The following is a 12,541-nucleotide window of genomic DNA, read 5'->3' on the forward strand; positions in this document are numbered from 1 at the left end:
GATGTCATGGAAGGCATGCCCGAGGCGGATGACCAACTCGTCGGACTGTTCGAAGTGGCGGAGATGGCGGGGGTCGGTCGGACGGTCGTAGCGAATTGGCGCGCCCGTGACAAATACTTCCCCGCTCCCATCGCGGACCTGCGGAGCGGGCCGGTTTTCCGGGCGAGTCAGATTCAGCGCTACCTCAAACGGAGGAAGAAGCACATGGCACCCAAAGCCCATGTCATCTCGACCATCAATCTGAAGGGCGGCGTCGGGAAGACCACCACCACGGCCGGACTTGCGGAGTTCCTCTCCGCGGAGTTCCGCAAGCGGGTCTTGGTGGTCGATCTCGACCCGCAGACCAATCTGACCACGGTCCTGATCGGCGAGGAGAAGTGGGAGGAGCTCAATGACGAGGGGTACACCCTGGCGACCCTCTTCAAGGACGCACTGCGGCCCGAGGACGAGCCTCTGGAGTTCGACCTGGAGAAGACACTCCAGCGCAATGTCTCATCGGTCGATGCGGTGACGAAGGTGGACCTCCTGCCTTCTTCGCTGGACCTCATCGATGTTCAGGACCGCCTGGCGTCCATGCCCAGGGGGCGTTTCCACGCCAACAACCCCACCGATCTCCTGCGCAAGGCGATCCGGAAGATCATTGATGATTATGACTACGTGCTCGTCGATTGCCCTCCCAACCTCGGAATCGTCACTCTGAACGGTCTGCGCATCTCCGAGGGATATATCATCCCGACCATTCCCGATGTCCTGTCCACCTACGGGATCCCTCAGATCCAGCGGCGGGTGCGGGCCTTCGCGGAAGACCTGGGGGAGACCATCAAAGAGATCGGCATCGTCATCACGAAATACAAGGCCAATTCGACGGTCCACTGGAACACCGTCAGGCGACTTCAGGGAGACAACAAGCTCCCGGCCGTGCTGCCGACCTTCATCCCCGAGAAGAACGACATCGCCGGTTCGGCGGAGTTCGTCGGTCGCGGTACCCTGCGGCAGAAGTACGGCTACCAGGGCGGGTTCGACGCTTTCCGCGGCATGACGCAGGAGTTCATCGAACTGGTCGAGGAGAAGGCGTGATCGAGCAGAGCGACAGTCGGCCCGACGACAACGGTCTCCTGAACGCCCAGGTGCGGGAGGCCGAAGAAGCCTTGAACAAGCTCGGCGCGTCCGATCTGGAGCTCGCAGCGACGCTCGCCCGTGTCCTCGGTGTGGTGGCGTCCGAAGCCGCACGCACGACACGCTTCGCCCGAGCACTGGCCAAGGCGCTGACGCCTCCCGATTCGCAGACAGCGCCTCAGCCGGTAGAACGCCCGAGGCGTAGCCGGCGAGCTCCGGGAGTGATCGACCCGTTCGCGGTGTTCGCCGAAACCGGCGAGACGGGACTTCGTTCGAGCCTGAGCGAGCTCGGCCTCGAACAATTGCGGGACATTATCTCCGAACACGGGATGGATTACGACCGGCTGGCGCTGAAGTGGAAGGGTCCTCAACGGGTCATCGACCGCATCGTGGAACGCGTCGAATCGCGGACAGCCAAGGGAGCCGCCTTCCGGGGACGGCCGGAGCAGTCCACACTGCGGCACGACGAGGCCGCCGGCCCGGCGGCCGAGGACTCGTCGAAGTGAGGTGAGCTGGGCGCGACGAGCCGAACGCCTCGCGGCCGCCGCCCATGCCAAGGCCATCCGCATCGAGCGCCATGTCGAGAACCGCACCATCTTCCTCTTCGACGACCTGTTGACCACCGGCCGGCAGATGCCGGCCGTCGCCCGCCTGTTACGCGGGCGGGCGCGGCTGAGGCAAGGGGTCTCGTCCTTGCTCGCGCCCTTTGGCGAGGGGCGGACCGCCAGGGGCACTGTTCGACTTGTGACGATCGACCTGGGCCCCTGAGTCCATGTCTCAGTCCGTGCCCCGACTCTCCCAGCGGTCCCGGAACCACGTCAGAGTCTCGACGAGCAGCTCACGGTTGCGGTCTTTCTCCAGCACCGACAACTCGAACCTGGGGTCCGGCCCCGGCTTTCTCTCCTGGAGGTCGACACCTTCGAGTTCGTTGAGGCGCCTGAGGAATTCGGCACGCAGGGCGTGGTCGGTGAAAGGCTCGTGTACGGCCAGAATCTGGAAGGCGACGTGCGCCGAGCCGGCCCACCCACTGCCCGGCATGAAGCTTATCGGCGAGATCCAGCGGCTCGGGGCGATCGTCTCACCCAGCGTGAGGAACGCGCTGCTCATGGTGTCGTTTCCTACCCAGTGGATTGAGCCGCCGAGTTCCTCCCAGTGGGCGAAGAGGGCGCGCACCGCATCCACGGTCTCGAGGGAGTCGTGCGCCGCGAGCCGCCGGAAGAACCGCCTCTCGTCGGAGTTCTCTGCCACGAGCTGAGCGTAGAACTGGTCGGCCCGCGTCTCCTCACCCTGACTCTCCGGGGCGCGCTGCGCAGCGTCCTCCTCGCCGTCGGCTTCCCCGACCAGCGAAGCAAGCTCGTCGGCGGAGAGGCGCTGCGTCGGATCGGCGGCCCCGTTGACCGTGAAGCGCACGCCGTCGTCGCTCAGCCGGGAGCGGACGTCTCCTCCCGCGTCCTGAGGCGTCCAGCGGAAGCCGTCGGAGACCTTGCCCTCGGAAGTGAGCACCCGGTACGCGTTGGCCACCCCCGGCGTATTGGCCAGATGGTTGCCCACGGCCTGGGCTCCGGAGCCGATGAACGCCGCGAGATCGCCGTACGACGTCCAAGTACCGTGGGGGAGCGCGGCGAGCACTTGGTGGGCCAGGTTCCAGTCCCGGCTCCGCTCCGCTCGGCCGACTCCGCGCAACGGAGCCGGCCACAGCGCGATCGCGCGGTCGGCGAGTTCGTCGGCACGTGCGCGGATCTCGTCCGCGCCCCACCGTTCTGTGGCCGCGATGCGGCGGTTCATCTCCAGGTGGCTGCCCTGGAGCAGGTCCTGCTTGCGCTCGAAGGGGTGATTGGACAACTCCGCGTTGACCGCGGTGAGCGTCAGGTTCCCGAGCGTGTGCTGGAGTCGGGAGTGCAGGTCCTCCGCGCTCTCACCGTCGACCACGTCCTCGCTCAACATCCGGAGCCACTCGTCGCCCGGCGACTGCGGCATGACGTGCTCGATCGTGAGCTGCGCGGCGGCGAAGTCGACCGGTTCGGGATGCTCGTAACTCTCCTCCAACCGCTGGAGCACCATCTTGCGCTGGTGCCCGCGTCCGAACTTGTAGAAGGGCGCCGTCCGGACCTTCTCGCGCAGCTCGTCGTCATCGGGCCAGAAGCGGTTCTCGGCGGAGAGGAGCTGGTGCAGCCCGTCGGCGACAGCCACGTCCAGCGGGAGCTGCCCGGGCACTGCCTGGAAGATCCGGTTGAGGTTGTTCGTCGGCACCCGGCACATCATCCGGCGCACCAGGAAGCTCTCGACGTACGACATCGCGCGGGCCGTGTCCGTGGAGTCAAGCTCCCCGCGCTCGCGCCGGTCGAGCAGCAGCATCAGCGCGGGATAGGTGACCTGGGCCTGCCAGGTGTCCAGACGGTGCAGATGGGCGCGGACCGCTTTGTTCGCCTCTTCCTCGGGGTGGAGCAGCCGACGGAAGAGGGCGCCGCGCCGGTACAACTCCCTGATGTACGCCTCGATCTCCGCCTCGCTGACCTCACCCCGCTCGAAGCGCTGCTGCTGAGCCGCGTACAGGTCCTGGCGGCGGACCCGGTCGTCTCCGTCGAGCACCAGCTGCAACCACATGAGCTGTTCCAGCTCGTCGTTGCTCAGACTGTCCTGCAAGGGAAGCCAGTAGGTCTCGTAGATGTGCTCACCGCGGGTGGGCAGACGCATGAACAGGTAGTTGCGCAGCAGGTCGGCCTGGCTCAGCTTGAGGCCGGTGTTGTTGAGGGACTCGAAGATGCGGTGCACGTTGTCCGCGCGCTCGGCTGTCACCGCCACCAGCGTGAGCCGGGAGGTGATGGCCTCCTCGATGCGGAGCACGTCCTGCGGGGCGGCCGGATCGGCGGCCTCGACGAGCTTGCGGCGGAAGTAGCCGTAGGCGGCGGCGACGGCTCCGCCGGCGGCCTGCTCTGAGAGCGGCCCGCGCACGTATGCCGCGAACTGCGCCCGGTCAGCCTGGGTCGGCAGCAGTCGGAAGCGATCGCTCCCGTTCTTGCGCTTGTTGATGAGGTATTCCTCGTCGATGCGCTCGGCCTCGTCCGGCTCGCCGTCCGCTATGTGGTCGCGGATCGCGGCCAGGGCGAGCGACAGCGTGGTCAGCCGCTGCTGTCCGTCGACGACGAGCCAGCGGGGGAAGGTCGCCTCGTTCTGCGGCGACGGCGCGAGCACCACGGACCCCAGGAAGTGTGTGCTCGCCTTCTCCCCGGACTCCAGCAGCTCGGCCTGCTCCAGGATGTCGGTCCACAGCTGTCTGAGCTGCTTCTCCGTCCAGGAGTACGTCCGCTGATAGAGCGGCACCTGGAACTGCTGTGCCCTGCCCTGGACGAGATCGGCGAACAGCGTCTCCTTCGCCTGCACGGCGTCCCCCTCGGCAATCGGTCCGGTCGTAGCGCGTGGGAAGGACTTTAGGGCTTCCCGGCGACAGTCAGGGGCACTTCAGCCCTCGTCGAGGCACGCACACCACAGCGCGTAAGCCCGGTCCATCTCGTCAAGTGCAGCCCGCGTGAACCGGGCGTCCAGGAAGGCCCGGTCGACGATCCGCTCCGCGAGCGCGACCAGGTGCGCCGCGACGTGCTCCACCCGCTCCCCGCGCACCCGGTCCTGAACCCGCTCCAGGCGTTCCTGACGCTCCCACAGGTCGGCGAGGCTCGCGCCCGCCTCCTCGTCGTCGTACACGGACGGCACGCGGGGCAGCAGGGCGGGGGTGAGGGCGGGGACAGGGGTCAGGGCGGCCGGTTCGTCCGGTCCGCCGTTGCCGAGGACGCGGTTGGCGATCGTACGTACGGCCTCGGAGCGTTCGACGCGCGCCGCCTGGGCTCGCAGGGCGCCGAGCAGCGCCGGGACCTCGGCCCGGTCTCGGCGCCGCAAGGTCTCCGCGAGTGCAGTCGTCAGGTCCTCGCCCAGGTCCGAGGCGTCGTCCAGTACGTCGTTCGCCGCGCCGACCTCCTCGAAGGCGCGCTGCGCGGTGCGGGCCGCCTCGGTGAGCAGGGCGATGTCCTCGGCGGTCGGCTTCACGCCCGCCTGCAGCCGGGCCACGGCCGCGTCCAGGGGGTCACCGGCCAGATCGAAGAGGTCCACACAGTCGTCTTCCAGGACGAGTTGGCCGTCCATTTCCGGTTCCAGCAGTGTCATCTCCCCAACAACCCCCGCGCTCGCGATGCCCCTGTGTCGTGCGGCAACTCCTGCGACGAATCATGGAGGGTTTCGTAAACTGAGTCAACAGATAGTCTGTCGGCCGGTGCTGTCGAAGGGTGGGGAACATGCCGCAGATCGCGATCACCAACACGTTCTGGGAGGGCGTCGACCGGCTGGACAAGCCGGCCCGCGCCCGCGTCCACAAGGCGATGGCCAAGTTCCAGCAGCTGACGGTCCCGCAACTTCACGCGGACAAGGGGCTGCACCTGGAGTCGGTGGTGAGCTCGCGCGACCCGCGGATGCGGACCATCCGCGTCGACGACGGCCTGCGCATAGTGCTGCTCGCGCCCGACGACGGCAGCGACCTCTTCGTCTTCGTCCTCGTCGTCCCCCACGACAAGGCCTACTCCTGGGCCCGCCGACGGCTCTACACGGTCAACTCCGTGACCCGCTGCCTCGAAGTGCGCGACCTGACCGCCATGGAGCAGATCACCCCGCTCTTCGCTCAGGAGGCCGCCGCGGCCCCCCAACTCCTGTTCGCCCCCTGGTCGGACACCGTCCTGCGGCACCTCGGCGTCGACGACGTCACCCTGCGCGCCGCCCGCACCGTCACCGGCAAGGCGCAACTGGAGGCGTTCGGGTCGCTGATGCCGGAGGACCAGTACGAGGCGCTGTGGCTGCTCGCCGAGGGCCTCGACCCCGACGACATCTACCGGGACCTCGTCGCCGTACGCCAGAAGACGACCGTCGCCGAGAGCGCGGCGGGGGAGGACACCGCCGGGGACGACCTGGCCGCCGCCGTCACCCGCACCCGCAGCCGCATCGCGCTCGTCACCGGCCCCGACGACCTCGCCGACATCCTGACCAAGCCCTTCGCCGCCTGGCGGATCTTCCTCCACCCCACCCAGCGGCGCATCGCCTACCGGCCCGGCTATGCCGGACCCGCCCAGATCACCGGTGGCCCCGGCACCGGAAAGACGGTCGTCGCCCTGCACCGGGTCAAGCACCTCCTGGACCGGGCACCCGACACGCGCGTCCTCCTCACCACCTACACCGGAGCCCTGGCCCGCTCCCTCCAGAGCAGCCTCGCCCTGCTGCTCGACCACGACCCGGCGCTGCTCGCCCGTGTCGACGTCACCACCGTCGACGCCGTCGCTCACCGCGTCGTACGGCAACTGCGCGGCAACCCGGGGACGGCGCTCGGCGACCGGGACGAGCGGCCCCGCTGGCAGCGCGTGGCCCGCTGCCTCGAACTGCCGTGGAACGAGGCGTTCCTGTCCCAGGAGTACCGGCACGTGGTCCTCGCCCAGGACCTGCGGAGCGAGGAGGAGTACCTGGCCTGCGAGCGGCGTGGACGCGGCAGCGCGCTCGGGCAGGCCCAGCGGCGGCGCGTCTGGCAGGCCGTGACCGTGTTCGAGGATGGCCTGGCCCGTGACCGGGCGCACACCTGGCTCCAGGTCTGCTCCGAGGCCACCCGGCTGCTGCGCGACAAACCGGGCGAGGGACCGTCGTACGACCATGTCGTCGTGGACGAGGCGCAGGACCTGCACCCGGCGCAGTGGCGGCTGCTGCGCGTCCTGGCCCCCGAAGGGCCCGACGACTTGTTCGTCACCGGCGACCCGCACCAGCGGATCTACGACGCCCGGGTCTCCCTGCGCTCCCTCGGCATCTCCGTCGCGGGACGCAGCGGACGACTGCGCGTCAACTACCGCTGCACCGAGGAGATCCTGCGCTGGGCCCGCGGCCTGCTCGACAGCGAGCCCGTCGCCGACCTGACCGGCGACGTCCACGACACCCTCACCGGATACCGCTCGCTGCTGCACGGCGCACAGCCCGTGTGCGAGGGGCACGGGAGTGAGAACGAAGAGGCCGACGCCGTCGTCCGGCAAGTGCGCGGCTGGATGGACGCCGGGGTCGCGCCCTCGGACATCGCCGTCTGTGCCCGCTTCAACACGCTGGCGGGCAAACTCGGCGACCGCCTCGCCGCGGTCGGCGTCCCGGTGGTGCGGGTGCGGGACGGGGAACCGGAGAGTGTGGTGGGGGTGCGGGTGTCGACGCTGCACAGCATGAAGGGGCTGGAGCACCGGTGCGTCGCCGTCGCCGGGGTCACCCGCTCCGCCTTCCCGTTCGCGCCCGCCGTCACCCCGGCCGAGGTGGACGGCATTCAGCACACCACCGACCTGGCCGCCGAACGGTGCCTGCTGTTCGTCGCCTGCACCAGGGCGCGGGAGGCGCTGTATGTGTCGTACAGCGGGCGGGCCAGTGAGTTCCTGCCAGGGTGAGACAGCGACTGCGTTCAATCGCAGATGCCGTAGGTCCTGCGCGATCGGGGAAGGTGGCGCCGAGGAGAAGCCGCGATTGGGCGGCCCTCGAACAACACCCGGAACCAGTCGTCCTCCAGCAGTACCGTGACGGTCTTGCCGCGGTACTGCACACCCACGTCGATCGTCTGCCGGTCCACCAGGATCCGTCCGGTGTGGTGGACTTTTCGGGTGACGTGGAGTTCGTCGGCGAGGTCGAGGGGCGGATCTGCTGAGACGGTGGTGCACGGCTCGACATGAAGGGGTGGTGGAGTGACGACCGGAGGGTGAAGGTACTCCAAGGTCCGCCCGCGCAACTTCGACATCGCCTTCGACTCGACCTGGCGTACGCGTTCCCTCGTGACACCCAGGATTCGGCCTGTGGCCTCGAGCGTCAGCTCTGGTCCTCCGTCGAGCCCGTGCCGCAAGGTGATCAACCGGCGCTCTCGTTCGCTGAGACAGCCGAGGATGTAGTGGACCTCCTTCGGAGACAGGTTCTTGTAGTAGGCGTCGGATTCGGACCAGTGCGTTCCGTGCACGCTTGGGTCGGCCTCCTCGTGCAGCGCATCGTCACCGATCGCCTCGGTCAGATCCTCCAATGGGAGGGTGCGGCGCACGTGAGACAGAAGCTCGGCTGCCTTGTCCAGCTGTACCTCCGCGTGGGCCGCCACTGCAGGGAGAGCGTCGGCAGGCGCGTCATGCCCAAGCTCCCGGGCGGCCTTGTGCAGTGCTATCAGGATGTCGTGGGCGTACACCGGAAGTCGGACAGTGCGGCTCTGGTCCGCTATGGCCCGCTGGATCGCCTGCCGGATCCACTGGACTGCGTACGTCGAGAACTTGAAGCCCTTGCGGTGGTCGAACTTCTCGATCGCGTGGATCATGCCGACATTGCCCTCCTGGATCAGATCCATGAGGTCCAGCCCGCGTCCTGTGTACCAGGTGGCCATACTTACCACCAGCCGTAGGTTCGCGTGGGCGAAGTCAGTGAACGCCAGTTCTCCGAGCCGGACGAGCTGTTCAAGCTCACGCCGCAGCTTCGGGGCGATCTTCCTGCCGGCCTCGTCCAACTGCTCGCGAGCCAGCAGTCCCGCCTCGATGGCCTGGGCCAGCTCCGCCTCCTGCTGTCGGGAGAGTAGCGGGAACCTGCCTATCTCCTTGCGGTAGTGCTTCAGGGAGTCGAACGCGGCCTGACGTGGGGAAGCGTCCTCCTGCGGGGCGTCGGCGCCGGGTTCGGGGCGAGGGTTCGGCGGAGGTTGGGCGGGAGGCACGGTCGCTGGATCGGCGGGCGTCTCGTGCGGCTTCTCGGCCCGCAGCGGCGGCTGGGGCGCCGAGAAAACGCCAGTACCAAGCGCTCCAACGGTCAACGCGGAAAGGTCCAGTCGGCTGTCCTGGCTCAGCTCAAGAGCGAAGTGGGGCGATCTTCGTGATTCCGGCTTAGGCTCCGCTGGAACCCGGCGTTCACCCTGCGTGTGGCTGGGCGGCTCCGCGATTGCGGGAGGCTCTGGCGTCGCCGGAGCCCCGGAACCGCCGTGCAGACCGAACGCGGCCACCGCGGCCGGAGGCAGTGCGACCCCCTCCGCCATCACCCGGCTCACCACCTCGGCCACCACCGCGGGATCCACTCCGACCAGCAGCCCCCGCAAGGCCACCGGAGTCAGGGCTCGCTGCGGGCCCGCGGCAGCCACCAGCGCCTCATGCAGCAGGGCCTGTGCACCGGCCTCGATGTCCGTCGTCATCAGAGTGCCCCCATGTGTTCTACAGCGGTGCGACGAGCCTTCTCGCATTGCACCACCCACCACTGACAATCAGCCACGCTCCAGGTGGGAGCGCACTGTTCACCTGAAGATCCCCCATGCTCCTTATGTGAAGGAATGGTAGAACGTACAACGATGGTCGGTCCCGGGGTGAGATCGCGTACGTCCGGGGCGGGGGAAGGGGCGGGACATGCTGGTTGATCCCACGCAGCTGCTGGACGACTGCGAGCGGGCCTGGCGCGAGGCGGGGGAGCCCTCCATCGGCGCAGCGGAGCCGGCCGCCGCCGTACGGACCGCGCTCGTCCTGGAGGCGCTGGTGGCGTACCGTCTGCTGGCGGACCACTCCGGCTTCGCACGTGACACGGTCTTCGCACGCTGGCCCGCCTGCGCGATCTACACCGTGGCAATGGCCGACGGCCCGGGACTCCCGCGTCTGGTGGCCGAAGCACGCGCGCGCGTGCTCGCGGCGCGCCCCGACCTGGGGTCACACGGAGCCGCCCCGGAGAACCCCGGCGAGTGGAGCCGCGCCGCGCACGAGGCCGCCCGCTCGCTGGGCTGGACATGGCGCGCCCCGGCCGCGGCGGCCGATTCGGTCGCCCCGTCCCGCAGCGTCGCCCCTCCCCCCGAGCTCCGTCTCGGCCCCGGCGCAGGCAGTGTGCGGCTGACCCTGCCCGGCGAGCCGGACGCGGGGGACTGGCAACTGTCCGCCGACGGTGAGGTGTTCACGGTCCGGCCGCCCTACTGGATACTGCCGGGCCCCGTGCGCCGCGTCGAGACGACGGATGCGACGGGGACCACCCATGTCTCGGCCGTCGTGGACCCGGACACCGCCCTCCTGGCCTTCGATGCCGACGGCCACCGCATCCCCCCGGACGAGCCCCTTCCCGCCGCCGAGATCCACCTCCTGCACGCGGGCACCCTGCAGACCGAGGGCACCGACTCCGCCGTCGTGGAACTGCCCACTCCGTACGGCTGGAACGGCTGGACCTTGAGCAGGGTGTCGCTGACCGGGGTGACCCGGGTACGAACTTCCGCCGCGGTCCCGGGAAGCTGGCTGGAAGTCGCCGCCGGACGGCCGCTCGGCTGGGAGGGCGGGGCGACGCTGCCCTGGATCACAGGCGACGACGGAGCACCCGTGTGGCACCGTCCGCCCGCTCTCCGGCTCCCTCGTCGCGCCGGTGAGCCGGACGGGCGGCTCTGGCAGGCCGAAGTACGCCGCCGTGGCCACGGGGAGCCTCTCGCCCGTCACACCGGCGCCCCCGGGGCGCTCATCGACCCGTGGAGGGACGTACCCCGCCCGCTGTTGGGACCGTACGAGATCTTCGTCCACCGCGTCGGCTCCCGGCGCAGTCGTCGGCTGGCGGCCTTCCTCGCCGAGGGCATCACGGCCGAACCGACCGCCGAGTGGCGTCTGCTTGCCTCGCACGGGGGCCTGGTCCCTGCTCGGCTGACCCTCGGCGCCGGCGGAGCGGTCACCGCTTCCGCGCACTCCGTCGCGTTCTCTCCGTACGAGATCGCCAAGAGCGTTCTACTGGGCGACGGGATCCGTCGGTTCGCCGTCGAGGCATGCATCCCGCACTCCGAGGTCCGCCTCGAGCTCGGCGGCCAACCCCTGACCTGGTCCGTCCGGCCGCTCGACATCGACGCGACGGACCTGGCCGGGGAGAGCGCCCTGACCGTCCGCCTGCCCGAACAGGCGGTGGCGGTGACCCCCCAGCTGGCACTGGTCGTCGAGGGGACGACCCTGCACACCCTGCGTCCGGAACGCCGCACTCGCACGCGCAGAGGAGACCTGCGGTACTCACTGGCGGCCCTCGCCGACACCGTGCGCGACTGCGTGAAAGCCGAGATACGGCTGCTGGTCGCGGGGGAGAGCATCCATGTCGCGACCGTACGCACCCAGCCAATCGCGGAGGACGTCGTACCGGACGGCGGCGGACTGCTGCTGCGGGGCCTGCGCCACCCTGGCGCACTGACCGCCCGCCTGTACGCCGTCTTCGCCCCGTGGGAGCAGCCGTTGACGGCCACGGTCGACCAGAGCGGCCGTATCCCGCTGCCCTCGGCCTGGCGGTCGCTCGGTCCCCTGATCGTGCACCTGAACGCGAGCGCCCCCACACCCACCACTCCCGGATGGCCCCGCCTGGGCGATCGCGACACCCTCGTGCTGCGCCGGTCCCCGTGGACCTTCGCTGCCGGCCACGGAACCGGCGCCAGGGTCTCCGAGTACCTGGCCGGACACGGCGCGCTGCCGCGCGACACCGACGCGATCCCCTACCAGTGGATCGTGGCCGCCCGCGGACGCGACCTGCAGGCGTGCGGAGCCAGAGAGACGGCACCGGCGGAATGCCGCAGCGCCCTCGCGAACGCCGGGCCCACCGCCCTCACGGGAGCGGCCGACAGCACACTGCGCTCCGGCGAACTCGCCTCCGTGCTCGCCGGCAGCGGTCTCGCCGCCCTGAGGATTCGAGAGGTGGCGAACTCTGCCACCGTACGTCACGTCTGGCGGCAGGCGCCCCTGTGTGCGCTGCTGCTCACGGCCCCGTTGCTGCCGTACCTCTCCGGTGACCTCGCCTATGACGTCGGCGAGTTGTACCCAGAGGAGGGAGAACTCCTCGACCAGGTGGGCCAGTTCCTGGGAAGCACCGCCATGGCCTTGCTGGCCGGGCACGCGGATCCGAGCGGCGCGGTCGGCCGGTTCGACGCCCAGACCCGTGCCCTCGACCAGCTCCCCGAACTCCAGCAGCAGGCCGTGTGGCGAAGTGCCCGTGTCGTCCCGCGGGGCCTGTTGGACCCCGATACCCGTGCCGACGCGGCCTGGCAGGCGTTCCGTGCCCGCAAGAACCTCCAGTACCACGCCACGGGTGAGGAGTTCCGCGACGGCCTGGACGCCGTATCGATCTTCCTGGACGACGGACACCCCGACCTGGCCCAGACCCTCCGCGGACGGGACCCGGGCCAGTTGCACGGGCCGGGCGAAGCCTGGATGAGGGTCCCTCAACTGTCTCTGGGATGCGCGCTGATCGCGAGACTCGCCGCCGCCGGTGACGCCCGTGCCGCCGGTCTGGAACGGGGACTTCGCCACCTGTGGACGCCCATCGCGTCCCACGCACCGGATCTCACTGCCGTCGACATCGCCCTCGCGGAATGCCTGGTCACCGCGGAGGCCGTGCACAGCACCGGCTGACCACCGGTTCCCGTCCAGCCCGTACCGCA

The 12,541-nt window shown here is 69.5% G+C and carries 8 protein-coding genes; 5 read left to right on the top strand and 3 right to left on the bottom strand.

Annotation, left to right across the window (positions count from 1 at the left end; all coding sequences use genetic code 11):
* The first annotated feature begins 6 nt into the window (after positions 1-6).
* Genes SGA01_RS23265 through SGA01_RS23275 form a run of 3 tightly spaced genes read left to right on the top strand, consistent with a single transcriptional unit; the run spans position 7 to position 1,884 of the window.
* Positions 7-1,077: a ParA family protein gene (locus SGA01_RS23265; protein WP_218037847.1), complete on the top strand. Its 1,071-nt coding sequence runs from the start codon at positions 7-9 to the stop codon at positions 1,075-1,077.
* Entirely contained in the window at positions 1,074-1,622 is a 549-nt protein-coding gene (locus tag SGA01_RS23270; RefSeq protein ID WP_141298357.1) for a hypothetical protein, read from the top strand. The genes SGA01_RS23265 and SGA01_RS23270 overlap by 4 nt, the downstream gene beginning before the upstream one ends.
* A 1-nt stretch (position 1,623) precedes the next feature.
* Entirely contained in the window at positions 1,624-1,884 is a 261-nt protein-coding gene (locus SGA01_RS23275; protein ID WP_141298358.1) for a hypothetical protein, read from the top strand.
* A 9-nt stretch (positions 1,885-1,893) separates the two neighbouring features.
* Here SGA01_RS23275 and SGA01_RS23280 read toward each other — a convergent pair whose 3' ends face one another.
* Together SGA01_RS23280 and SGA01_RS23285 are read right to left on the bottom strand one after the other, a co-directional pair.
* Complete coding sequence (locus tag SGA01_RS23280) at positions 1,894-4,497, bottom strand: GmrSD restriction endonuclease domain-containing protein (RefSeq protein WP_141298359.1); 2,604 nt, start codon at positions 4,495-4,497, stop codon at positions 1,894-1,896.
* A gap of 78 nt (positions 4,498-4,575) precedes the next feature.
* Positions 4,576-5,271: a hypothetical protein gene (locus tag SGA01_RS23285; protein WP_141298360.1), complete on the bottom strand. Its 696-nt coding sequence runs from the start codon at positions 5,269-5,271 to the stop codon at positions 4,576-4,578.
* A gap of 128 nt (positions 5,272-5,399) precedes the next feature.
* Between SGA01_RS23285 and SGA01_RS23290 the strand changes: the two genes are divergently transcribed.
* Positions 5,400-7,556: a UvrD-helicase domain-containing protein gene (locus SGA01_RS23290; RefSeq protein WP_141298361.1), complete on the top strand. Its 2,157-nt coding sequence runs from the start codon at positions 5,400-5,402 to the stop codon at positions 7,554-7,556.
* Between the two features lie 14 nt (positions 7,557-7,570).
* Here the strand turns inward: SGA01_RS23290 and SGA01_RS23295 are convergent, their stop codons facing one another.
* Positions 7,571-9,310, bottom strand: a complete 1,740-nt coding sequence (locus SGA01_RS23295) for a sigma-70 family RNA polymerase sigma factor (protein WP_141298362.1) — start codon at positions 9,308-9,310, stop codon at positions 7,571-7,573.
* A gap of 208 nt (positions 9,311-9,518) precedes the next feature.
* On the opposite strand from SGA01_RS23295, the gene SGA01_RS23300 reads away from it, so the two are divergent.
* On the top strand, positions 9,519-12,512 hold the full coding sequence (locus tag SGA01_RS23300; RefSeq protein WP_141298363.1) for a hypothetical protein: 2,994 nt from the start codon (positions 9,519-9,521) through the stop codon (positions 12,510-12,512).
* The last annotated feature ends 29 nt before the right edge of the window (positions 12,513-12,541 follow it).

It is taken from the genome of Streptomyces gardneri (assembly GCF_006539185.1).
Classification (GTDB): domain Bacteria; phylum Actinomycetota; class Actinomycetes; order Streptomycetales; family Streptomycetaceae; genus Streptomyces; species Streptomyces gardneri.

Coding starts and splice junctions, on each gene's coding strand:
- SGA01_RS23265 (WP_218037847.1), top strand. CDS start 7: ATGGAAGGCATGCCCGAGGCGGATGACCAACTCGTCGGACTGTTCGAA.
- SGA01_RS23285 (WP_141298360.1), bottom strand. CDS start 5,271: ATGACACTGCTGGAACCGGAAATGGACGGCCAACTCGTCCTGGAAGAC.
- SGA01_RS23290 (WP_141298361.1), top strand. CDS start 5,400: ATGCCGCAGATCGCGATCACCAACACGTTCTGGGAGGGCGTCGACCGG.
- SGA01_RS23295 (WP_141298362.1), bottom strand. CDS start 9,310: ATGACGACGGACATCGAGGCCGGTGCACAGGCCCTGCTGCATGAGGCG.
- SGA01_RS23300 (WP_141298363.1), top strand. CDS start 9,519: ATGCTGGTTGATCCCACGCAGCTGCTGGACGACTGCGAGCGGGCCTGG.